Genomic DNA, 21,915 nt, shown 5'->3' on the forward strand with positions numbered 1-21,915 from the left:
GGAGACTGTGACGGGCTCGCCAGCAGCGCGCTCGCAGCCTCTCCAGTCGACAGCCGGTACGGTCGACGTGTGTCAGCACAGCGCGCACGGTCAGCCGTCACGGCTGACCACCGTTCCGTGCACCCCAATATCCCAGGCGTGCCCTGGTGGGGTGCTGTGCTCATCGCTGCGACATTGATGGCCGTCGGATTCGCCTACGACGCGGGGACCGGCACCAAACAACTGACGGCGGTCTTCGCGGGCACCTACGTGGTCGGCTGCATTCTCGCGGTGCTGGCGGTGCGACAGGCGGGACTCTTCACCGCGGTCATTCAGCCCCCGCTGCTGCTGTTCGCCGCCGTTCCGATGGCCTACTTCGTGTTCACCGACAGTCAGCTGTCGAATCTCAAGGACACCCTGATCAACTGTGCCTACCCGCTCATCGAGCGCTTCCCGCTGATGTTCTTCACATCCGCGGTGGTGCTGCTCATCGGCATGGCTCGGTGGTACATCGGGATGTCCTCGCGTCGCGGCACGCCGAGCACAACTGAAAAAGACGAGCCGAGCGGCGAGGGTCTGGTAGCGACGGCGGTCGCCAAGATCTCCGCTCTGCTCGCGGCCCGCAAAGCCGGCGACGAGGCCGACGAACCGCCACGTCGGCGCAGCACCGCCGACCGGCGCCCCAGATCGCCGAGCCGCTCCGGCAGGCCGACGACCCGCTCGGCGCCGTCGCGCTCGCGACACGCCCGTCCCCCTGAGACCGAGATCATCGAACCGGTGGCCGACCGGCCACGCCGCCCGCGCCCCAGGCGACAGGGCGAGCCGCCCATCGAACCCCGCCGCAAGCCCCGGTCCGGGACTGGTCAGCGCAGGCGCCGCTACGACGAGCCGCCCCCCGAACGTCGCAGCGGATACGAGCGCCCCGAGCGTCGGCGCCGCTACGAGGACGACCTGCCGCCGCTGTCTTACGGCGGCAACGGCAACGGCACCCATCACCCGGTGTCACGCGTGCGCTACCGCGGTGGCGAAGACGGCGAGGACTACGACCAGTACCGCGCACCGCGACGGTCAGCGCGTGAGCGAGCGGTCGAGAACTGGGAGTACGACATCTGACCCGTCAGGCGCGGGCCGGACGGATCTCTCTGGGCAGGGCGAAGACCAGCGTCTCGTTGGCCGTCGTCACCGGCTGGACCGTGTCGTAGCCGTACTCGGCGAGCCGCTCGAGGACACCGCGCACGAGCAGTTCCGGCACCGACGCGCCGGACGTCACACCGACGGTCGTCACACCGTCAAGCCAGGCAGGGTCGATGTCTTCGGCGTAATCCACCAGGTGGGCGGCGTCGGAGCCCGCGTTCAACGCGACCTCGACCAGCCGCACGGAGTTCGACGAATTGCGTGATCCAACGACGATCACCAGCTCGCATTCGGGCGCCATCGCCTTGACCGCGACCTGGCGGTTCTGGGTGGCGTAGCAGATGTCGTCGCTGGGCGGATCCTGCAGCGTCGGGAAGCGTTCCCGCAGCCGGCGCACCGTCTCCATCGTCTCGTCCACACTCAACGTGGTCTGCGACAGCCAGATCACCTTGTTCTCATCGCGGATCGTGACGCTGTCGACGGAATCGGGCCCGTCGACCAGCTGCACGTGATCGGGTGCCTCACCTGCGGTGCCGACGACCTCTTCGTGGCCTTCGTGGCCGATGAGCAGGATGTCGTAGTCGTCGCGAGCAAAACGCTTGGCCTCGTTGTGCACCTTCGTGACCAGCGGGCAGGTGGCGTCGATGACCTTCAGGTTGCGCTCGGCCGCGGTCTGATGGACCGTCGGCGCGACACCGTGGGCGGAGAACACCACGATGGCGCCCTCGGGCACCTCGTCGGTCTCGTCGACGAAGATCGCGCCCGCCTTGGCCAATGTCTCCACGACGTGCACGTTGTGCACGATCTCGTGCCGCACGTAGACCGGCGCGCCGTGCTTCTCGAGGGCGCGCTCCACGGTCTCCACGGCACGGTCGACCCCGGCGCAATACCCGCGCGGCTCGGCCAGCAACACCCGCTTGCCTGTGACGCCACCGGTGACCGAGCTCGATGCGCCCGGAATCCCCATGTTGATAGTCGGTGGCATGTTTCCAAGGGTACTGACACGCGGGCTCAAGAGGCCAACCGTAGTCTGGAGCGCATGGCAACTGCACCGTATGGGGTTCGTCTGCTGGTAGGTGCGGCGGTGACCGCCATCGAGGAAACCCGCAAGATTCCGCAGACCATCCTCACGTACCCGATGACCGTGGCGAGTCAGATCGCCCACCTGGTGATGAAAGTGCAGCAAGACGTCGCCGACCTGGTGATCAAGGGTGACGAGACCCTCGACTCGCTGTTTCCCCCGAAGGACGAGCAGCCCGAGTGGGCCACCTTCGACGAGGACCTCGAAGACGAGCCCGCGAAGCCGGCGGTGGACGGCGAACGCCTCACCGAAGGGCGTTTCGCGCTCTTCACCGGCGGCGAACCCGAGGTCGACAAGGCCGCTGCGGCCGAACCGGTCGCGCGGTCGACCAACAACGTGCCCGAGATCGTCGAAGAGCTCGATTACGAGTCGCTCACCCTGGCGCAGCTGCGTGCCCGGCTGACGTCGTTGCGGGTCGCAGATCTACAGGCGCTGCTGGAGTACGAGAACGCCACCAAGGCGCGTGCGCCCTTCCAGACGCTGCTGTCCAACAGGATCACCCGCGCGACCGCGAAGTGACCGCCCCGGCGGGTGCGGGAGATGACTGAGGCGGAGCCGGGCAAGTCGCCCGACAATCCCTGGCCGGTGCGCGCGGTGTCGACCCGCGTCGCGAAGTACATCGACAAGCTCGGCACGGTGTGGGTGGAGGGCCAGATCGCCCAGCTGAATCTGCGACCCACCGTCGCGTTCATCATGCTGCGCGACCCAGCCGCCGACATGTCACTGTCCGTGATGTGCCCGCGCGACCTCGTCGAGAACGCACCGGTGAAACTCACCGAGGGTGTGCAGGTCATCATGCACGGCAAGCTGCAGTTCCACCCCGGTCGGGGCACTCTTGCGTTGCGGGTGAACGAGATTCGCGCGGTGGGACTCGGCGAACTGCTCGAGCGCATCGAACGGCTGCGTAAGCTGCTGGAGGCCGAGGGCCTGTTCGATCCGCGCCTCAAGAGGCCACTGCCCTTCCTGCCGAACACCGTCGGCCTCATCACCGGACGTGCGTCGGCGGCCGAACGTGACGTCGTCTCCGTCGCGCAGAATCGTTGGCCCGCAGTGCGGTTCGCCATCCGCAACACGGCGGTACAGGGACCCAACACCGTTCCTCAGGTCGTGGAGGCGCTGCGTGAGCTCGACGCGCACCCGCATGTCGACGTCATCGTCATCGCCCGCGGCGGCGGCGACATCGACGCGCTGCTGCCCTTCTACGACGAGACGCTGTGCCGCGAGATCGCCAAGTGCACAACACCTGTCGTGAGCGCCATCGGCCACGAACCCGACAATCCGATCTGCGACCTGGTGGCCGACCTGCGCGCGGCCACACCCACCGACGCAGCCAAACGCATCGTCCCCGACGCGGCTGCCGAACAGGCGACGATCCGGGATCTGTGCCGACGCGGCGGCCGTGCGCTGCGGAACTGGGTGCACCGCGAACAGCATCACCTCGACCAATTGCGCAATCGGCCAGTTCTCGCCTCGCCGCTGGCCGCCCTCACCGCCCGGTCCGAGGAGATACAGCGTGCCCGCGCCGCCGCGCGGCGCGACATCAATCGCCTGGTGGCCGCAGAGGCCGACCGCGTCGGGCATCTGTCGGCCCGGCTGGCCACCCTGGGACCGGCGGCCACCCTGGCGCGCGGCTATGCGGTCGTGCAGACGCTGCCAGACGCCTCCAGCACTGGGAGGGTGCTGCGGACCACTGCGGATGCACCCAAGGGTGCGCGGCTGCGGATTCGGGTGGCCGACGGTGCGGTCACGGCTGTCAGCGACGGTCCAGAAGGGACATCCAAATGAAGCCCATTAGTGAGCTGGGGTACGAGGAAGCACGCGATGAGCTCGTTGCGGTGGTGCAGCAGTTGGAGCAGGGCGGACTCGATCTCGATGCATCGCTGAAATTGTGGGAACGCGGCGAAGAACTGGCCAAACGCTGCGAGGAGCATTTAGCTGGTGCCCGCAAGCGAGTCGAGGATGTATTGGCCGCCAGGGAGCCGGAAGAAAGTTGACATGGGAAGGACCCCCGCCGCGAGGGGTCGAAACTGTAACACGTTTCAGTTAGGCTGCCCGGCATGGGTGATTCAACGTTGACCACCGACCTCGGCCGCGTGCTCGTCACGGGCGGCTCCGGATTCGTCGGCGCCAACCTGGTGACCGAACTGCTCGAACGAGGTCACGAGGTCCGCTCGTTCGATCGCGCCCCCTCGCCGCTGCCTGCGCATCCGCGTCTCGACGTCCTCGAGGGCGACATCTGCGATCCCGAGACCGTGGCCGCAGCAGTCGCCGGCGTCGACACCGTCTTTCACACCGCTGCGATCATCGACCTAATGGGCGGCGCATCGGTCACCGAGGAATACCGGCAGCGCAGCTTCTCGGTGAATGTCACCGGCACCGAGAACCTGGTGCGAGCCGCGCAGGCCGCCGGTGCGAAACGATTCGTCTACACCGCGTCCAACAGTGTGGTCATGGGCGGGAAGAAGATCTCCGGCGGCGACGAAACCCTGCCCTACACAGAGCGATTCAACGACCTCTACACCGAGACGAAGGTGGTCGCGGAGAAGTTCGTGCTGTCCCAGAACGGCGTCGACGGGTTGCTCACTTGCTCGATCCGGCCGAGCGGCATCTGGGGTCGCGGCGATCAGACCATGTTCCGCAAGGTGTTCGAGAGCGTGCTGGCGGGACACGTCAAGGTGCTGGTCGGCAGTAAGAACGTCAAACTCGATAACTCCTACGTACACAACCTGATTCACGGATTCATCCTCGCCGCCCAGCATCTGGTGCCCGGCGGGGCCGCGCCCGGTCAGGCGTACTTCATCAATGACGGCGAGCCGATCAACATGTTCGAGTTCTCGCGGCCGGTGGTGGAGGCCTGCGGTCAGCGCTATCCGAAGGTCCGGGTGCCCGGCCGGCTGGTGTGGTTCGCGATGACGGTGTGGCAGTGGCTGCACTTCCGCTTCGGGATACCCAAGCCGATGGTCGAGCCCCTCGGGGTGGAGCGGCTGTACCTCGACAACTACTTCTCCATCGCCAAGGCGCAGCGCGAACTCGGATACCAGCCGCTGTTCACCACCGAGCAGGCGATGAAAGACTGCCTGCCCTACTACGTCGAACTGTTCGACAAGATGCAGAACGAGGCCAAGGGCCCGGCGATCAGCGTCGCCGCAACCGCGCCCCCGGAGGGCTGACGCCTCCACGGGTCGCAGCGGTGCTGAGATTCGGTGCAACCCCCTTCGAAACTGTGCGTGATGCGCCTAGCCTTGCCCTGAGGAGCGAGTTCGACGTCGAACGGGGCGAGGTGTCGTCATGCCTGACGGGAAACCGAACATTCTGGTCATCTGGGGCGACGACATCGGGATCTCCAACCTCAGCTGCTACAGCGACGGCCTGATGGGGTACCGCACTCCCAACATCGACCGCATCGCCGCCGAGGGCATGCGCTTCACCGACTCCTACGGCGAACAAAGCTGTACTGCGGGTCGTGCGGCTTTCATCAGCGGGCAAAGCGTCTACCGCACCGGGATGAGCAAGGTCGGCATCCCGGGGGTGGACATCGGCTGGGCCGCCGAGGACCCCACCATCGCCGAACTGCTCAAGCCACTCGGCTACGCGACGGGTCAGTTCGGCAAGAACCACTTCGGCGATCTGAACAAGTACCTACCGACGGTGCACGGCTTCGACGAGTTCTTCGGCAACCTGTATCACCTCAACGCCGAGGAGGAGCCCGAGCAGTTCGACTACCCGCACAAGGACCAATTCCCACGCCTTTACGAAGCGGTGCTTCCACGCGGCGTGCTCAAATGCAGGGCGATCGACGAGGTGTCGACCGAACCCGACGACCCGAAGTTCGGTCCGGTCGGGAAACAGGTCATCGAGGACACCGGACCACTCACCGCCAAACGCATGGAGACCATCGACGACGACATCGCCGACGCGACGGTGGACTACATCAAGCGGCAACACACCGCGGGCAATCCGTTCTTCGTCTGGTGCAACTTCACCCACATGCACCTGTACACACACGTCAAGCCGGAGAGTCGCGGGCAGGCCGGTCTATGGCAGTCCGAGTATCACGACGCGATGATCGATCACGACAAGAATGTGGGGACCGTCCTCGACGCGCTCGACGAGCTCGGCGTTGCCGACGACACCATCGTCATCTACTCCACCGACAACGGCCCACACCGTAACTCGTGGCCGGATGCGGGCACCACACCGTTCCGCAGCGAGAAGAACACCAACTGGGAAGGCGCATACCGGGTTCCCGAATTGATCCGCTGGCCCGGAAAGATCAAGGCGGGCACGGTGTCCAACGACATCATCCAGCACCATGACTGGCTGCCCACTCTGCTCGCGGCGGCGGGCGATCCCGACGTCATGGACAAGCTGAAGAAGGGTTACCGGATCGGCGATGTCGAGTACAAGGTTCACATCGACGGGTTCAACCTGTTGCCCTATCTGCTCGGCGAGGTGGAACACAGCCCGCGCCGTGGGTTCTTCTATTTCAACGACGATGCCCAACTGGTCGCGATGCGGTTCGAGAACTGGAAGATCGTCTTCGCCGAGCAGCGGTGCCAGGGCACGTTACGGACATGGGCGGAGCCGTTCATACCGCTGCGGGTGCCGAAGCTGTTCAACCTGCGCACCGATCCGTTCGAGTACGCAGACATCACGTCCAACACGTACTACGAGTGGTTCCTGCGCCACGACTACTTCGCCTTCTACGCGACGGCCATGGCATCCATGTTCCTCGACACGTTCAGAGAGTTCCCGCCGCGACATCCGCCGGCCAGCTTCAGCATCGATCAGATCGTCAAGAAGCTCGAAGAATTCCTCGCGGGAGACTAGTGCTCGAGTCGTGGATCGACGGTCCCACAAAGTCCGCGATCGTCGATTTCGTGGGACGGGTCACCTCCGAAGGGCCGGATTACGTCGCTCCGGAAGCGCGGGTTGCTGTGTTCGACAACGACGGCACGCTGTGGTGTGAGAAACCGATGTACATCCAGCTGGATTTCATCGTGCGCAGACTGGCGGAGAAAGCCTCGGCCGACGGATCCTTGGCCGCACAACAGCCGTACCAGGCGGCGGTCGCAGGCGACTTGCAGTGGTTCGGCGGTGCGATCACCAAGCACTACCAGGGCGACGACTCGGATCTGAATGTTCTTGCGCAGGCGGTGATGTCGCTGCACGAGTCGATGAGCGTCGAAGACCACGCGGCGCGGGTGGCGGCCTTCTTCGCCGAGGCGAAACACCCCACGTTGGGCCGGCCGTACACCGAGTGCATTTACGCGCCCATGGTTGAGTTGTTGCGGTATCTCGAGGATCACGGCTTCATCTGCTACATCGTCTCCGGTGGCGGACGCGATTTCATGCGGCCGATCACCGCAGCGATCTACGGCATCCCGCCCGAGCGCGTCGTGGGAAGCGCTCAGGGTCTGAAATTCGATGGAGCCGAGGGGCACGGCGACCTGGTGATCCAGCCGGCGCTGGACATCTTCGACGACGGTCCCGAGAAGCCGGTGCGCATCTGGAGCCGAATCGGCAGGCGTCCGATCCTGTCGGCGGGCAATTCCAACGGTGATGACGAGATGCTGCAGTATTCCGGACGGCCGGGGGCCGCGGCCCTGCGCTTGTTGGTGCTGCACGACGATGCCGAACGCGAATTCGACTACACCGCAGGCGCGGAACGGGCGCTCGAGCACGCGGCGCAGTACGGCTGGACCGTCGTGAGCATGAAGAACGACTGGGCGACCGTCTTCGGTGACTGATGTGTTTCGAGGTTGCGAAACTGCGGGCAGATCGCATTTTTCGACCAAATCGCGATCTCACCACAGTCTCGGCGTGGGTTGAGGCGTGCCATGACCACGGATGACCTCGTGTGGATTCCAGGGCAGACCGCTGTCCTGGGCTCCGATCGGCATTACCCCGAGGAGGCGCCGGCACGGCCCACCGGTGTCGACGGATTCTGGATGATGTCCAAAGCCGTCATCAACTCTCAGTTCGCCGAATTCGTCGATGCCACTGGCTATCTCACTGTCGCCGAGCGCCCCTTGGATCCCGTCGACTACCCGGACGCCCCACCGGCGAACCTGAAGCCGGGGTCGATGGTGTTCACCCGTACCCAAGGGCCGGTGGATCTTCGACACCTCAATTCGTGGTGGACGTGGACGCCGGGAGCGTCGTGGCGCCATCCCGTCGGCCCGCTGTCGTCGATCGACAAACGCGCCGAGCACCCCGTCGTGCACGTGGCATACGAAGACGCCGAAGCCTATTCGGAGTGGGCCTGCATGTCGTTGCCCACCGAAGCCGAATGGGAGACCGCGGCCAGGGGCGGACTCGACCACACGGAATACACCTGGGGCGACGAACCGGAAGACTCGGACCAACCCCTTGCCAACTACTGGCACGGCGACTTTCCGTGGCGGCCGGACAAGGGGTACGGGCGCACCACCGCGGTTGGCAGCTTCCCGCCCAACGGCTATGGCCTGTATGACATGGCAGGCAACGTCTGGGAGTGGACCACAGACTGGTACGGCCCGACCCGTGACAGCCAACCCTGTTGTGCCTCAGAAAGTTACGATCCGCGGCAGCCGCAGTTCCAAGTACCGCGCAAGGTGGTCAAGGGCGGCTCGTTCCTGTGCGCGGACGTCTACTGCCTGCGCTACCGTCCGGCCGCGCGTCGGCCGCAGTCGGTCGACACGGGCATGAGCCACATCGGATTTCGCTGCGTCAAGCGCTGATCGACATTCGGTCAGCCGCTTTCGGCGACCTTCTTGATCGCGGCGAGCGTGGCGGGGATGCCGCTCTCCGCCTGGGCGCGCCGGTGTTCGATCTGCGCCTCCGCGTGCTCGCCCCACCGTTCGTGGAAGCCGACGATCCCTTTCGGAAGGAACTCCCAGTGCTCGGTCAGGCGAGTGCCGTCACCCTCGGGTTCGAGGGTGTAGCCCCAGCGCACCCAGCCGTTGTTGACTTCCCAGGCGAACTCGCGGCCGGGGTCGGCGGCGACGACCTGGCTGCGGGTCTCCCAGGTGCGCTCGGGGAGCTCGTTGCGGCCGGTGAACCAGGCACCGACCTCAGGGCCCTGGCCCTCGTCCCACCAGCATCCCTTGCAGACGGGGCTCCACTCCCCCGTCCTGGTCACGTCCGACACCAGCGCGTACAGCTCTTGCGGCCGCACCGCCACGTAGATCGACTCCGACATCTTCAATTCAGCCACGAACCGAGTGTGCCAAAGCGCTAGGTTGGAACACGTTCCACATCCGTCGAAAGGGCAACTGGATGAGCAACGGTAGTGAGCGGGCGGCCAGGAAAGCGGTTGTCATCGGCGGGGCGTCCGGTATTGGCTGGGCGACGGCGCAGGCGCTGGCCGGTGACGGCTGCACCGTGACGATCGCCGACCTCAATGGCGACGGCGCCCGTGATCGGGCCACCGAACTCGGCGCGCCGCACTCCGCCGCGCAGGTCGACGTCACCGACGAGGCCTCGGTGGAGCGGCTGTTCGTTGAGATCGGCCCGCTGGACGTCGTGGTGAACTGTGCGGGCTTTGGCAGCCTCGGCCTGATCACCGATTTGTCCGTCGACGAGTTCCGCAGCGTCGTCGACGTCTGCCTGAACGGGTCGTTCATCGTGGCCAAGTACGCCGGACAGCAGCTGCGCGAAGGCGGCTCGCTGGTGTCCATCAGTTCCCTGAACGGACGCCAACCAGCCGTCGGGATGAGCGCGTATTGCGCCGCCAAGGCCGGCCTCTCGATGCTGACCCAGGTCGCGGCGCTCGAATGGGGCCCGCGCGGTATCCGGGTCAACGCGGTGGCGCCCGGTTTCGTGGACACACCGCTGACGGCGGGGTCGTCGCTCATACCCGGCCTCGTGGAGGACTACGTCGAGAACACCGCGATCGGGCGCGCGGGCAAGCCGGAGGAGATCGCCGACGCGGTGGTGTTCCTCAGCTCGCCGAAGAACTCATGGTTGACCGGCGAGGTCCTCGACCTCAACGGCGGCGCACACCTGAAGAAGTATCCGGACGTGTTGGGTCATGTCATGAAATTGGCTGAAGCGCAGTGATGAGCGCTCGCGCGAAGAACAGACAGCTATGAGTTTCGCGGGCAAGCAGGCGATCGTCACGGGCGCCGGCTCGGGTATCGGCGCCGCGCTGTGCCGGGCACTGGTCGCGGCAGGCGCCGAGGTGGTGTGCACCGATATCGACGGTGCGGCCGCCGAGAAGACCGCCGCGCCCCTTGGCGACAAGGCGCGGGCGGCGCGTCTCGACGTCACCGACGCCGCGGCTTTGCAAGCTGCGGTCGATGAGGTGGTCGACCGGGCCGGCAGGCTCGACCTGATGTTCAACAACGCGGGAATCTGTTGGGGCGGCGACACCGAACTGCTGACGCTGGACCAGTGGAACGCGATCATCGACATCAACATCCGCGGTGTCGTGCACGGCGTCGCGGCGGCCTACCCGGTGATGCTGCGCCAGGGCCACGGCCAGATCGTCAACACCGCATCCATGGCGGGCCTCACCGCAGCCGGCCAGATCACCAGCTACGTCACGACCAAGCACGCGGTGGTCGGCATGTCGCTGGCGCTGCGATCGGAAGCCGTGCCCCGCGGTGTCGGCGTGCTGGTCGTGTGTCCGGCCGCGGTCGAGACACCGATCCTCGACAAGGGGGCGATCGGCGGGTTCGTCGGTCGCGACTACTTCCTGCAGGCCCAGGGCGGAAAGCCGTATGACGCCGACCAGCTCGCCAACGATGTGCTGCGCGCGATCGAGAAGAAGAAGGCGATCCTGGTGAAACCGCGCATCGCGCGCGCTCAGTGGCTCTTCGCACGGCTGGCGCCGGGATTGATGAACCGGCTGTCGATGCGGTTCATCGAGGGGCAACGCGCCAAACAGGTCGAGACACGGTCCAAAGTCCGCTAGAAATAGCGCGATGAACACCGAATTCACGCTGACACAGAAGCGTGCGCTGGCAATCGCGACCGTCATCGCGATCCTCTTCGGCGCGTACTTCCTGCGTGGATACTTCATCCTGATCGTGGTCGCCGCAGTCGCGGCCTACCTGTTCCAGCCGCTCTACACGCGACTGAACAAGCGGGTCGGCGCAGGTTTGTCGGCGACGTTGACGCTGCTGGCGGCCTTCGCGGCGGTGATTGTGCCGTTGGGACTCTTCGTGTTCCTCGCCGTCGTCCAGATCACCAACATGGTGGAACGCGTCGCCGTCTGGGTCGAACGGACCGACCTCTCCGCCCTTGGCGATCGGTCGCTGGTGCTCGCAAACGAACTGCTGCACCGCCTGCCGTTCGTCGAGATCACGATCACCCCGGACTCGCTGCGCGGTTCGATGACGACGGTCGCGCAGGAAGCCGGCAAATGGCTGCTCGGTCTCCTGCAGGGCGCCGCAGGCGGCGCATTCGGCGCGATCACGTCGGCCATCCTGTTCCTGTACGTGTTCATCTCGCTGCTGACCAACCGCGACAAGGTGCTGCTGCTCATCCGGCGGCTCAATCCCCTCGGCGAGGAGATCACCGACCTCTACATGTCGAAGATGGGCGCGATGGTCAAGGGCACCGTCATGGGACAGTTCGTCATCGCCGTCTGCCAGGGTGTCGCCGGTGCCGTCTCGATCTACATCGCCGGATTCCATCAGGGGTTCTTCCTGTTCGCGGTGCTGCTGTCGGCGCTGTCGGTCATTCCGCTGGGCAGCGGTATCGTCACGATTCCGTTCGGTGTCGGAATGATCCTGTTCGGCAACGTATTCGGCGGCGTGTTCGTGATTCTCTTCCACGTGATCGTGGTGACCAACATCGACAACTTCCTGCGACCGATCCTCGTTCCCCGGGCAGCCCGCCTGGACTCCGCGCTGATGCTTCTCGCTGTGTTCGCGGGCATCGCGATGTTCGGCGCATGGGGCATCATCATCGGTCCCGTCCTGATGATCATCATCGTGACGACGATCAGCGTGTACCTCGCCGTCTACAAGGGCGTACCGTTGATCGACCCCGACGAGCAGGATGCGAAACCCAAGCGGCGCAACCCGTTCTGGCGGTTGGGCCGTCGGGTCAAACAGAGGCGTGACGAAACCGCCGAAGAAGAACCCGAGATCGAGAATGTCCCTGCGGGGCCCGCGACTACTTCAGGCGCTGAGTGAGGAACTCGACGACGCGCTTGAGTGCGGTGTCGGTGGGATAGCCCTCCTGATGGCGGAGCTCCAGCGTCAGCACGGAGTGCGCCATCCTTCCGAAACCGTGCTCGTTGCCCTTCTTCGAGTTGATCTCGATGACCTCGAACGCATCGCCGAGCCGATCCTTGAGCGTCTTGAACCGTGCGCCCGGCACCAGGGGGTCCTCGCTGAATCGCAGTCCCAGAGCACACAATCCCTCGTTGGCCGCGCGCCGTTCCACGATTTTCAGCTCCGCCTCGGACAGACCCGGATCCCGCCGCTGTTGGGGAGTCAACGGCAACGGCAGTGACGGCTGGCTGAGGATCGGCGCGAGCACGCTGTCGTCGACCGCAGCCGCCAACGCGAAACCGCCGGTGAAGCACTGGCCGATCACGCCGACACCCTTGCCCGGTGTCGAGGCGTTGAGGTCGCGCGCCAGTGCGCGCAGGTAATGCGCAACCGGCCGGTCGGCGTTTGTCGCGAAAGCCGCGAATTCCTTTGCCACGCAAGCGCGCATGATCGCCACGCCCGCTCCGGGCCGGGCTGCGGGTGCCCCTGGTGTACCGAACAGCGACGGCGCCGCCACCGTGAACCCGTTGTCCACCAGATGATTTCCCAGTGCCAGCACGCCCGGATGCAAGCCAGGCAATTCGGGAATGAGCACCACACCCGGACCCTCACCCTTGCGATACACGTCGTGGGTGTAGCCCGAAGCGGAGAACGGTGCGCAGCTCCAGCCGGTCAGATCAGCTTCCGGAGCGGTCATCTCTTCTCCTGTGCGGCGGGTCCTATGCGGCGGGCAAGGGCGAGGCGCTCTGCGTCGCCGCAGCCAGCGTACGGAACTCGTCGGTGGATGCGGCGCCGGTTATCGCAATCTGCGCAGGACCCTTCGGTCCGGTCAACCGGGTGGTCCACAGGGGCTCGCCAGGGCGCCCGTCGCGGTCGCCGCCGTCGTACACCACCCAGGTGACGCCGTCGACATCCTCGACGCCCGTGGGATACAGGCTGTCCTCGATCGAGCCGACGAGTTTGTCCTCGTCGGCGTTGCTCTGCGTCAGGCTGACGTACATCCCGCTGGGCGCCAGATATCCGACGGTCGAGCTGACCGCACGGAGATGCTCCCCCGACGTCGGATCGGTGCGGCCGCCGTCGATGCCGTTCCGGCTGCCGGAGTTCGGCTGCCATCCCTCGGGCAGCTGGGGCACCCGGATCGGGATCTTGAGGGCGTCGGCGTCGGCCTGCAGCGCCCGAGGTGCGTCATAGGGGGGAACCGGTCCTTCCACGGGCCCGCCGGCCTGGAACGAGCACATGCCCAGCACCCCGGCCAGCACGATGCAGGCAAAGATCAGCGGCGCCATGGACCAGAACATGTCCCGGCCGTCCTGGAGCAGCCGCGACTTAGCTGGCTTCGGAGCCGGCTGCGGCTGGGTGGTCATGGTCGCCAGTATCCCAGGTCCCAACGGCCGGTCGGCGGATGGGACAATCTGCGCATGACTCCCGCGCGTGGTGAAGCACCCGACCGTAACCTCGCCCTCGAACTCGTGCGAGTGACCGAAGCCGGAGCGATGGCCGCAGGCCGCTGGGTAGGCCGCGGCGACAAGGAAGGCGGCGACGGCGCGGCCGTCGACGCCATGCGTGAGCTGGTCAATTCCGTGTCGATGCGCGGCGTCGTGGTGATCGGTGAGGGCGAGAAGGACAACGCCCCGATGCTCTACAACGGCGAAGAGGTCGGCAACGGCGACGGACCGGAATGCGACTTCGCCGTCGACCCGATCGACGGCACCACGCTGATGAGCAAGGGCCTGTCCAACGCGATCTCGGTGCTCGCGGTGTCCGAGCGCGGCACCATGTACGACCCGTCCGCGGTGTTCTACATGAACAAGATCGCCGTGGGTCCCGACGCCGTCGACGCCATTGACATCACCGCCCCGATCGGTGAGAACATCCGCAAGGTCGCCAAGGCCAAGAACGTCTCGGTGTCCGACCTCACCGTCTGCATCCTCGACCGCCCCCGGCACAAGCAGCTGATCGATGATGTCCGCGCCGCCGGCGCCCGCTGCCGACTGATCTCCGACGGCGACGTCGCGGGCGCGATCTCGGCGTGCCGCCCGAACACCAGCACCGATCTGCTCGTCGGCATCGGCGGCACCCCGGAGGGCATCATCGCCGCGGCGGCCATCCGTTGCATGGGGGGCGCCATCCAGGGCCAACTGGCGCCCAAGGACGACGAGGAACGCCAGAAGGCGATCGACCGTGGTCTGGACCTCGACCAGGTGCTGTACACCGAGGACCTGGTTTCCGGTGACAACGTCTTCTTCTGCGCCACCGGCGTCACAGACGGTGACCTGCTCAAGGGCGTCCACTACTACGGCGGCGGCTGCACCACGCAGTCCATCGTCATGCGCAGCAAGTCCGGCACCGTACGAATGATCGAGGCGTACCACCGGCTCTCCAAACTCAACGAATACTCCGCGATCGATTTCACCGGCGACAGCAGCGCGGTCTACCCGTTGCCGTAACCGGATCACTCACCAAGGAACAGGGAGCAAATGTCCGACGACGCCGTCGAGTACCGCATCGAGCACGACACCATGGGCGAGGTCCGGGTGCCGATCAACGCGCTCTGGCGAGCCCAGACCCAACGCGCGGTGGAGAACTTCCCGATCTCAGGCCGCGGCCTCGAGCGCACCCAGATCCGGGCGCTGGGCCTGCTGAAAGGCGCCTGCGCACAGGTGAACAAGGACCTCGGCCTGCTCGCACCGGAGAAGGCCGACGCCATCATCGCCGCCGCCGGCGAGATCGCCGATGGCCTGCATGACGATCAGTTCCCCATCGACGTGTTCCAAACCGGTTCCGGCACAAGCTCGAACATGAACACCAACGAGGTGATCGCCAGCATCGCCGACCGCAACGGCGTGAAGGTGCACCCGAACGACGACGTGAACATGTCGCAGTCGTCCAACGACACGTTCCCCACCGCTACGCACATCGCGGCCACCGAAGCCGCGGTGCGCCACCTCATTCCGGCGCTCGAGGTGCTGCACGCGTCGCTGGACGCGAAGGCGCGCCAGTGGCGCACGGTCGTCAAGTCCGGCCGCACTCATCTGATGGACGCCGTCCCGGTGACACTGGGCCAGGAGTTCAGCGGCTATGCCCGCCAGGTGGAAGCCTCCATAGAACGGGTGAAGGCCACCCTGCCCCGGTTGGGTGAGTTGGCGATCGGCGGCACGGCGGTCGGCACCGGCCTCAATGCGCCGGACGATTTCGACGCACGAGTGGTCGCGGTGCTGACCGAGCTCACCGGGCTAGGCGAATTGCGGGTCTGCGCAAACCACTTCGAGGCGCAGGCCGCCCGTGACGGGCTGGTCGAAGCGTCGGGCGCGCTGCGCACCACCGCGGTATCGCTGACCAAGATCGCCAACGACATCCGCTGGATGGGCTCGGGCCCGCTGACCGGTCTCGGCGAGATCCAACTCCCCGACCTGCAGCCGGGCAGCTCGATCATGCCGGGCAAGGTCAATCCGGTTATCCCGGAAGCGATTACCCAGGTCGCCGCGCAGGTGATCGGGAATGACGCCGCGATCGCGTGGGGCGGCGGCAACGGCGCTTTCGAGCTCAACGTCTACATCCCGATGATGGCCCGCAACCTGCTCGAGTCGTTCAAGATCCTCACCAACTCGGCGAAGCTGTTCGCCGAGCGGTGCATCGACGGCCTCATCGCCAACGAGGAGCGCCTGCGCGAGCTGGCCGAGTCGTCGCCGTCGATCGTGACGCCGCTGAACTCCGCCATCGGCTACGAGGAGGCCGCCGCGGTCGCCAAGCAGGCGCTCAAGGAGAAGAAGACCATCCGCCAGACGGTGATCGACCGTGGGCTCATCGGCGACAAACTGTCGCTCGAGGAACTCGACAAGCGCCTCGATGTGCTGGCGATGGCCAAGGTCAAGGACGGCGACAGCTAACCGCTGCACGCGTAGAACCGGCACGTATCGGGTATAGGGCCACCTGCCACCGCTGCGACGACTGGCGCGAGTTCGGCCAGAGGCCGCGCGGTGCAGGGGTTCATCTACGTGGCGGGGACTGGAGTGGCTGGTTTACAGGGCCGCCCGACGGAGCAGCGCGCGGTCGCGTCGTTTCTGACCGCGACAGCCGTCGGGCCATCCGCGCTGCTGATCGAGGGTGAACCGGGAATAGGCAAGACCACGCTGTGGTCGAGCGCCGTCGACCAGGCAACCGTGCGCCAATTCGGGGTCCTGTCCACCCGCGCCGCGGCCGCCGAATCGGTGCTGGCGTACACAGCGCTGGCGGACATGCTCGTCGATGTCGATCCGGACACGTGGGCCGATCTGCCGGCCCCACAATTACGCGCAGTGGACCAGGTACTGTTGCGCGCCGACACCGGCGATGCGACCGACCAGCGCGCCGTCGCCGCGGCGTTCCTTTCAGTGATCGAGCGACTCACCGAATCCGGACCCGTGGTATTGGCCATCGACGATCTGCAATGGCTCGATCCCTCCAGCGTCCACGTACTGGCCTTCGTCGCGCGCCGGCTCACCGGATCTGTCGGAATTCTCGGCAGCGTGCGCACCGAACTGCACGACAGCGCCGGCACAGCGTGGCTCCAGCTGCCGCGACCGGAAGGCCTCAACCGTATCCGGCTGAGCCCGTTGAGTATTGGTGAACTACATACCGCGGTCACATCCCGGCTACAGCGGCATTTCTCGCGCCCGGAGATGGGCCGCATCTACGAAATCTCCGGTGGTAACCCGTTTTACGCCATCGAGTTGGCCCGAGAACTGAATGAGCAATCCACGACAAAGCTCCCCCGCACATTGAGTGAGATTGTCCGGAGCCGGCTCACAGGCCTCGTCCCCGACGTCCATGAGGCGTTGCTCGCGGCGTCATGTATGGCGGCTCCGACAGTCGATCTGGTGTCGAGGGCGACAGTCGGCGGCGACGATCAGCTGGTTGATCTTCTCGAAATCGCGGAGAGCAAAGGCATTATCGCGATCGACGGCAACCGGATCCACTTTGCACACCCGCTGCTGGCCAGGGGGGTCTATACCGAGGCCGCACCCGCGCGGCGGCGTTCGATGCACCGCAGGCTCGCCGCGATCGTCGACGAGCCCGAAGTGCGCGCGCGGCATCTGGCCCTGGCCGCCACCAGCGGTGATGACCTGACGCTGCGCGCACTCGACCGGGCGGCCGAATCGGCGCGTGCGCGCGGTGCCCCCGTGGCGGCTGCCGAACTGATGGACCTGGCGATCGGCCTGGGCGGTGACGCACCCGATCGCCGGCTGCGCTCGGCGCTGCACCACTTCGACGCCGGCGATCACGAACGGGCCGCTGCGGTGCTTCAGGAGACCGTCGATCGGCTGCCACCGGGCGATCTGCGGGCAGAAGCCTTGTGCCGCTTGGCGGTTGTCCGTCTATACACCGAGGGCTTCGTCGAGGCAACCGATGTGCTGCACCAGGCCCTCGATGATGCGCACGAGAACAGCCCGCTGCGGGTTCAGATGCTGATCACGCTGGCGTACTCGCTCATGCACGCGAACAGGATTCGAGAAGGCAGGGATACCGCCACCCTAGCGGTGGGCGTCGCCGAGCGGCTCGGCCAGCCACACCTGCTGAGCATGGCCCTCGGGATGCGGGTGATGTTGGGCTTCATGGCGGGTGAAGGGCTGGACGGTGAGAGTCTCGGTCGCGCAGTGGAACTGGAGGATGAGCAGGCCTTCACACCGCTGGTGTTCCGCCCGAGTGTGCAGCGCGCCCTGCTGCTGGAGTGGACCGGCGACTTGGAGGAGGCGCGCGAGGCCCTAGAACGGATCCGATTGCGCTGCATGGAGAAGGGCGAGGAAGGCGAGTATGTCTTCATCGCTCAGCACGTCGTGCTGAGCTCGATGTGGGCGGGCGATTTCGTCAACGCCAATCTCGTCGCCGAGGATGCCGCAGACCGAGCTCGACAACTCGCAGGCAGCACCCCGTCATTCCTCGCCAACAGCATGCGCGCACCGTTGGCCGTCTTCGCCGGCCAGGAGGCCGAAGCACGACGCGTGATCGACTCGGCTCTCGAGATCGTCGGTCGCACAGGGACTTTCCGACTCGGTGATCGCCTGTTGGCCACTTTGGCGTTCCTGGAACTGTCACTCGGCCATTACGCGGACGCCGTGGAAGCGGTGGCGCCGATGCTGTCGGCCTTCGACCCCGAGTCGACGCCCACCGAACTGCCCGGTGCCATGTTCCTGCCGGATGCCGTCGAGGCCCTCGTCCAGTTGGGCAGGCCGGCCGAGGCCGAGCCCCTTGTCGAGGCGCTGGAGCGTAACGGCCGCACGTTTGATCGCGCCTGGATGACGGCGACCGGCGCGCGGTGCCGCGCCATGCTGTTGGCGGCGCGCGGTGACCTCGACGGCGCGCACGCGGCGGCCCAACGGGCGCTGGCCGAACACGACCGTGTGTCGATGCCGTTCGAGCGGGCGAGGACGCTACTGCTGGTCGGCCAGCTGGAACGCCGACTGCGGAAAAAGGACTCCGCGACCGCGAACCTGCAGGCCGCGCTTGACGTTTTCGAAACGCACAACATTCCGCTGTGGGCCGACCGGGCCCGCGCTGAACTGGCACGCGCCAAGGTCGGCCCGCACGCGTCGGGCCGACTGACCCCCTCCGAACAGCGCGTCGCCGAACTCGCCGCGTCGGGCATGAAGAACCGCGACGTCGCCAACGCGTTGTTCATCAGCCCAAAGACCGTCGAGGCGAACCTGGCCCGGATCTACCGCAAGTTGGGCATCGAGTCGCGCGCCGAGCTCGGCCGTCACATCGGCCGCGTCTAGTTCGGCAAGGCATAGGGAAACTCCCTATTCCCCACCGGACCGCGACGAATTAGCGTCAGACGCCGGAACTGAATACTCCAGGAGGATAGGTGCGCGTCGACCAGGCTCCCTCGACCCCGTCGCCAGTGGTGTCCCCGGGCACCCCGCTGGTCACCACGGCGACCTGCCAACCCGCGTTGCGCACCGGATTCGCGATGCTGGCCCTGGTGTCGCTGATCGACCTGCCCAGAGCCGAGCGGGCCGACCGGGTGCTGGCGTTGAGCGGTGCGGCCGCGGCGGGCTGGTTCCTCGTGCGGAGCCGCCACAAAGAGTGATTTCGGCGTGTTGAGTCTCGCTGAGCGATACCCAGCACGCCGAAGTCGCCACTCACTCAGGGGAGCGCGCCGGGGCTGATCTCCTCCAGCATCTCGGTGACCAGTGCCGCGATCGGCGAACGCTCGCTGCGCAGCAGCGTGATGTGCGCGAACAACGGATGCCCCTTGAGCTTCTCGATGACCGCGGCCACGCCGTCGTGACGGCCCACCCGCAGGTTGTCGCGCTGGGCGACGTCATGGGTGAGCACCACCCGCGAACCCGCGCCCAAGCGCGACAGCACGGTCAGCAGGACGTTGCGTTCCAGCGACTGCGCCTCGTCGACGATGACGAACGAGTCGTGCAGCGAGCGACCGCGAATGTGGGTCAGCGGCAGCACTTCCAGCATGCCGCGGGACAGCACCTCTTCGAGCACCGCGGGGCTGGCCAGCCCCTCGAGCGTGTCGAAAACGGCCTGCGCCCAGGGACCCATCTTCTCGCTCTCGCTGCCGGGCAGGTATCCGAGATCCTGCCCGCCGACCGCGTACAGCGGCCGGAACACCACGACCTTGCGGTGGGTGCGGCGCTCGAGCACAGCCTCCAGTCCGGCGCACAGCGCAAGCGCCGACTTTCCGGTGCCCGCCTTACCGCCCAGCGAGACGATGCCAACCGATTCGTCGAGCAACAGGTCCAGTGCGACGCGCTGCTCGGCGGAGCGGCCGCGCAGCCCGAACACCTCACGGTCACCACGGACCAGTTGCACCCGCTTCTCGGAATTGACCCTGCCCAGCGCATGCGAGCTACCGCCCAGCAGCCGGATTCCGGTGTGGCACGGGAGGTTTCGGGCCACCTCCAGATCGATCTCACCCTCGGCGAACAGAGCATCGATCTCTTCGGCCGACACCTCGACCTCGTCCATGCCGGTCCAACCGGACGTGACGACGTCCTGAGCGTGGTACTCGTCGGCGGTCAACCCGACGGCGCCCGCCTTCACCCGAAGCGGAATGTCCTTGCTCACCAACGTCACCAGCTTGCCCTCCGCGGCGAGGTTGGCCGCACAGGTGAGGATGCGCGAATCGTTGCTCTCGGTTCGGAACCCTGCGGGCAGCACCATCGGGTCGCTGTGGTTCAGTTCGACATGCAACGTACCGCCCTGTGTACCAACGGGAATCGGCTGATCGAGCCGTCCGTGTTCGAGGCGGAGATCGTCGAACATCCGCAGTGCCTGCCGGGCGAACCAGCCAAGCTCGTGGTGATGCCGCTTGGCTTCCAGTTCGCTGATGACCACGAGCGGGACCACGACTTCGTGCTCGGCAAACCGCGTACATGCCCACGGATCGGACAGCAGCACGGAAGTGTCGAGAACGTAGGTCCGCAAGGGCGAATCAGTCACGTAGCGCTCCTCGAGCCCGCGCGGCCCCACGCGAACCGTTCGGCGGACGCAGCGGCTTTCGGACCGGGGCCGGTCCTCTCGTGATCGAAACGATCGGTACCGCCCGGACAGCAGAGCATGTCGCTAGCCATCGCAAATGACGCTACTCCCGCGTCGGCATATGCGCCGCGCAGGCGCGCCGTGGCAAACGGTTAGCGCTGTGTGAACTGAGCGAGTTCGGGCTCGTCGGCCAGACCCCATGCGGTGATCCGGTCGGAGATCACCTGTTTCAGCTGATCGGGCCCGAAGATGCCCGCTTGCGCGATATTGGCGACCTTGTCGGCGTAGGCGTCGATGTCGGCACCGATGACCTCGAGTTCGCTGGCGCGACGCGCGATGGCGGTGACCGTCTCCTCGCGGTGGGTTTCGAGCAGGTGCGACACGAGGTTGTGGAAGAACTCCTCGTGGCGCTCCTCGTCCTTGGCGATACGGCCGACGAGCGACTTGAGCACCGGTTCGGTGATCTGCGCTTCGAGGTTGCGGCAGTACACGGCGTGCGAGCGTTCGTAGAACGCCATGAACGCCAGCCGCTCGATCTGGCTGTAGGTGTCGGCGCGATAGCCCTTCATCACGTGCTCGACGCGCACATCCTCGTTGGCGGTCGGATCGATCTCACGGGTGACGACCAGGTAGTTGCGCAGCACGATCGCGTGCAGATGCTCCTCGGCGGTCCAGCGGCCGAGCCAGCGGCCCCACTTGTCCTCGAGGATGAAGCTGAAGACGAACTCGCGGTGGTAGCCGGCGAGGTTGTCCTTGTTGATCAGCAGGATTTCCAACGCATCGGTGACCGTCTTCGGCAGCGTCACCTGGGATGGATCCCAGTCCCGTCCGCCGAGGAAGGCGAAGTTCTCACCCTGCTCAAACGGCACGTAGTCGTGGGCGTACCAGAGTTCTTCCGAGTCGATGTGACGACGCAGCTCCTGCTGCACGACCGGCTCGAGTTCGAGGATCAGCGCATTAGCGACAGGTTTCTGTGCCATGCAGTTACAGTAACCCAATTCTGTGGGAATCGTAAAATTCCCAGCACGTGGCGTG

Annotated in this window: 21 protein-coding genes; 15 read left to right on the forward strand and 6 right to left on the reverse strand. The window is 66.0% G+C overall.

Going from position 1 to position 21,915, the window contains the following annotated elements:
• The first annotated feature begins 69 nt into the window (after positions 1 to 69).
• Entirely contained in the window at positions 70 to 1,092 is a 1,023-nt protein-coding gene (locus H7J93_RS18505; protein ID WP_267307737.1) for a DUF6542 domain-containing protein, read from the forward strand.
• 4 nt (positions 1,093 to 1,096) lie between these two features.
• On the opposite strand, the gene H7J93_RS18510 is transcribed toward H7J93_RS18505, so the two are convergent.
• Complete coding sequence (locus H7J93_RS18510; protein ID WP_267307738.1) at positions 1,097 to 2,098, reverse strand: 4-hydroxy-3-methylbut-2-enyl diphosphate reductase; 1,002 nt, start codon at positions 2,096 to 2,098, stop codon at positions 1,097 to 1,099.
• 54 nt (positions 2,099 to 2,152) lie between these two features.
• On the opposite strand from H7J93_RS18510, the gene H7J93_RS18515 reads away from it, so the two are divergent.
• From H7J93_RS18515 to H7J93_RS18545, 7 genes are all read left to right on the forward strand, one after another.
• Positions 2,153 to 2,713 (forward strand): lipid droplet-associated protein, encoded by a 561-nt coding sequence (locus H7J93_RS18515; protein ID WP_267307739.1) that lies wholly within the window; start codon positions 2,153 to 2,155, stop codon positions 2,711 to 2,713.
• Positions 2,714 to 2,734: 21 nt separating this feature from the next.
• Entirely contained in the window at positions 2,735 to 3,979 is a 1,245-nt protein-coding gene (xseA, locus tag H7J93_RS18520) for an exodeoxyribonuclease VII large subunit (RefSeq protein WP_267307740.1), read from the forward strand.
• Entirely contained in the window at positions 3,976 to 4,188 is a 213-nt protein-coding gene (locus tag H7J93_RS18525; RefSeq protein WP_083157430.1) for an exodeoxyribonuclease VII small subunit, read from the forward strand. Before xseA ends, H7J93_RS18525 begins: the two co-directional genes overlap by 4 nt.
• A 63-nt stretch (positions 4,189 to 4,251) precedes the next feature.
• Complete coding sequence (locus tag H7J93_RS18530; protein WP_267307741.1) at positions 4,252 to 5,364, forward strand: 3-beta-hydroxysteroid dehydrogenase; 1,113 nt, start codon at positions 4,252 to 4,254, stop codon at positions 5,362 to 5,364.
• A gap of 118 nt (positions 5,365 to 5,482) precedes the next feature.
• Positions 5,483 to 7,024: an arylsulfatase gene (locus H7J93_RS18535; protein WP_267307742.1), complete on the forward strand. Its 1,542-nt coding sequence runs from the start codon at positions 5,483 to 5,485 to the stop codon at positions 7,022 to 7,024.
• Complete coding sequence (locus tag H7J93_RS18540; RefSeq protein WP_267307743.1) at positions 7,024 to 7,944, forward strand: HAD family hydrolase; 921 nt, start codon at positions 7,024 to 7,026, stop codon at positions 7,942 to 7,944. Before H7J93_RS18535 ends, H7J93_RS18540 begins: the two co-directional genes overlap by 1 nt.
• 90 nt (positions 7,945 to 8,034) lie before the next feature.
• A complete protein-coding gene (locus H7J93_RS18545; protein WP_267307744.1) occupies positions 8,035 to 8,916 on the forward strand; it encodes a formylglycine-generating enzyme family protein in 882 nt (293 codons plus the stop codon).
• Between the two features lie 11 nt (positions 8,917 to 8,927).
• Here the strand turns inward: H7J93_RS18545 and H7J93_RS18550 are convergent, their stop codons facing one another.
• Positions 8,928 to 9,377 (reverse strand): SRPBCC family protein, encoded by a 450-nt coding sequence (locus tag H7J93_RS18550; protein ID WP_276022159.1) that lies wholly within the window; start codon positions 9,375 to 9,377, stop codon positions 8,928 to 8,930.
• Between the two features lie 77 nt (positions 9,378 to 9,454).
• On the opposite strand from H7J93_RS18550, the gene H7J93_RS18555 reads away from it, so the two are divergent.
• From H7J93_RS18555 to H7J93_RS18565, 3 genes are read left to right on the forward strand one after another with little or no spacing between them, the layout of a single operon-like run.
• The gene (locus H7J93_RS18555; RefSeq protein ID WP_267307746.1) at positions 9,455 to 10,237 is read left to right on the forward strand and encodes an SDR family NAD(P)-dependent oxidoreductase; all 783 of its coding nucleotides are present in this window, start codon (positions 9,455 to 9,457) and stop codon (positions 10,235 to 10,237) included.
• Positions 10,238 to 10,265: 28 nt separating this feature from the next.
• Positions 10,266 to 11,093 carry an SDR family oxidoreductase gene (locus tag H7J93_RS18560; protein WP_267307747.1) on the forward strand — a complete coding sequence of 276 codons (828 nt, stop codon included), beginning with the start codon at positions 10,266 to 10,268 and terminating at the stop codon, positions 11,091 to 11,093.
• 10 nt (positions 11,094 to 11,103) lie between these two features.
• Positions 11,104 to 12,321 (forward strand): AI-2E family transporter, encoded by a 1,218-nt coding sequence (locus H7J93_RS18565; protein WP_267307748.1) that lies wholly within the window; start codon positions 11,104 to 11,106, stop codon positions 12,319 to 12,321.
• Here H7J93_RS18565 and H7J93_RS18570 read toward each other — a convergent pair.
• A complete protein-coding gene (locus tag H7J93_RS18570; protein ID WP_267307749.1) occupies positions 12,302 to 13,099 on the reverse strand; it encodes a dienelactone hydrolase family protein in 798 nt (265 codons plus the stop codon). The genes H7J93_RS18565 and H7J93_RS18570 overlap by 20 nt on opposite strands.
• 22 nt (positions 13,100 to 13,121) lie before the next feature.
• Complete coding sequence (locus H7J93_RS18575; RefSeq protein WP_267307750.1) at positions 13,122 to 13,769, reverse strand: DUF4245 domain-containing protein; 648 nt, start codon at positions 13,767 to 13,769, stop codon at positions 13,122 to 13,124.
• Between the two features lie 54 nt (positions 13,770 to 13,823).
• Between H7J93_RS18575 and glpX the strand changes: the two genes are divergently transcribed.
• The 4 genes from glpX to H7J93_RS18595 all read left to right on the forward strand — a co-directional run bounded on the left by glpX (position 13,824) and on the right by H7J93_RS18595 (position 19,471).
• On the forward strand, positions 13,824 to 14,852 hold the full coding sequence (glpX, locus tag H7J93_RS18580; protein WP_267307751.1) for a class II fructose-bisphosphatase: 1,029 nt from the start codon (positions 13,824 to 13,826) through the stop codon (positions 14,850 to 14,852).
• Between the two features lie 30 nt (positions 14,853 to 14,882).
• Entirely contained in the window at positions 14,883 to 16,292 is a 1,410-nt protein-coding gene (locus H7J93_RS18585; protein WP_267307752.1) for a class II fumarate hydratase, read from the forward strand.
• A gap of 123 nt (positions 16,293 to 16,415) precedes the next feature.
• Positions 16,416 to 19,157 carry a helix-turn-helix transcriptional regulator gene (locus tag H7J93_RS18590; protein ID WP_267307753.1) on the forward strand — a complete coding sequence of 914 codons (2,742 nt, stop codon included), beginning with the start codon at positions 16,416 to 16,418 and terminating at the stop codon, positions 19,155 to 19,157.
• Positions 19,158 to 19,246: 89 nt separating this feature from the next.
• Positions 19,247 to 19,471: a hypothetical protein gene (locus H7J93_RS18595; protein WP_267307754.1), complete on the forward strand. Its 225-nt coding sequence runs from the start codon at positions 19,247 to 19,249 to the stop codon at positions 19,469 to 19,471.
• A 56-nt stretch (positions 19,472 to 19,527) separates the two neighbouring features.
• Here the strand turns inward: H7J93_RS18595 and phoH2 are convergent, their stop codons facing one another.
• Both phoH2 and H7J93_RS18605 read right to left on the reverse strand, forming a co-directional pair.
• Complete coding sequence (gene phoH2 / locus H7J93_RS18600; RefSeq protein WP_267307755.1) at positions 19,528 to 20,841, reverse strand: RNA 5'-3' helicase PhoH2; 1,314 nt, start codon at positions 20,839 to 20,841, stop codon at positions 19,528 to 19,530.
• A 191-nt stretch (positions 20,842 to 21,032) separates the two neighbouring features.
• Positions 21,033 to 21,860: an acyl-ACP desaturase gene (locus H7J93_RS18605; RefSeq protein WP_267307756.1), complete on the reverse strand. Its 828-nt coding sequence runs from the start codon at positions 21,858 to 21,860 to the stop codon at positions 21,033 to 21,035.
• Between the last annotated feature and the right edge of the window lie 55 nt (positions 21,861 to 21,915).

The sequence above is a fragment of the Mycobacterium barrassiae genome (assembly GCF_025822765.1).
Taxonomy (GTDB): Bacteria; Actinomycetota; Actinomycetes; order Mycobacteriales; family Mycobacteriaceae; genus Mycobacterium; species Mycobacterium barrassiae.

Excerpts from the sequence above, each read along its gene's own strand:
- H7J93_RS18565 (WP_267307748.1), top strand. The coding sequence starts at position 11,104 with ATGAACACCGAATTCACGCTGACACAGAAGCGTGCGCTGGCAATCGCG.
- H7J93_RS18545 (WP_267307744.1), top strand. The coding sequence starts at position 8,035 with ATGACCACGGATGACCTCGTGTGGATTCCAGGGCAGACCGCTGTCCTG.
- H7J93_RS18555 (WP_267307746.1), top strand. The coding sequence starts at position 9,455 with ATGAGCAACGGTAGTGAGCGGGCGGCCAGGAAAGCGGTTGTCATCGGC.
- H7J93_RS18530 (WP_267307741.1), top strand. The coding sequence starts at position 4,252 with ATGGGTGATTCAACGTTGACCACCGACCTCGGCCGCGTGCTCGTCACG.
- H7J93_RS18570 (WP_267307749.1), bottom strand. The coding sequence starts at position 13,099 with ATGACCGCTCCGGAAGCTGATCTGACCGGCTGGAGCTGCGCACCGTTC.
- xseA (WP_267307740.1), top strand. The coding sequence starts at position 2,735 with ATGACTGAGGCGGAGCCGGGCAAGTCGCCCGACAATCCCTGGCCGGTG.
- H7J93_RS18575 (WP_267307750.1), bottom strand. The coding sequence starts at position 13,769 with ATGACCACCCAGCCGCAGCCGGCTCCGAAGCCAGCTAAGTCGCGGCTG.
- H7J93_RS18535 (WP_267307742.1), top strand. The coding sequence starts at position 5,483 with ATGCCTGACGGGAAACCGAACATTCTGGTCATCTGGGGCGACGACATC.
- H7J93_RS18560 (WP_267307747.1), top strand. The coding sequence starts at position 10,266 with ATGAGTTTCGCGGGCAAGCAGGCGATCGTCACGGGCGCCGGCTCGGGT.
- H7J93_RS18550 (WP_276022159.1), bottom strand. The coding sequence starts at position 9,377 with ATGTCGGAGTCGATCTACGTGGCGGTGCGGCCGCAAGAGCTGTACGCG.
- glpX (WP_267307751.1), top strand. The coding sequence starts at position 13,824 with ATGACTCCCGCGCGTGGTGAAGCACCCGACCGTAACCTCGCCCTCGAA.
- H7J93_RS18515 (WP_267307739.1), top strand. The coding sequence starts at position 2,153 with ATGGCAACTGCACCGTATGGGGTTCGTCTGCTGGTAGGTGCGGCGGTG.
- H7J93_RS18525 (WP_083157430.1), top strand. The coding sequence starts at position 3,976 with ATGAAGCCCATTAGTGAGCTGGGGTACGAGGAAGCACGCGATGAGCTC.
- H7J93_RS18510 (WP_267307738.1), bottom strand. The coding sequence starts at position 2,098 with ATGCCACCGACTATCAACATGGGGATTCCGGGCGCATCGAGCTCGGTC.
- H7J93_RS18605 (WP_267307756.1), bottom strand. The coding sequence starts at position 21,860 with ATGGCACAGAAACCTGTCGCTAATGCGCTGATCCTCGAACTCGAGCCG.
- H7J93_RS18585 (WP_267307752.1), top strand. The coding sequence starts at position 14,883 with ATGTCCGACGACGCCGTCGAGTACCGCATCGAGCACGACACCATGGGC.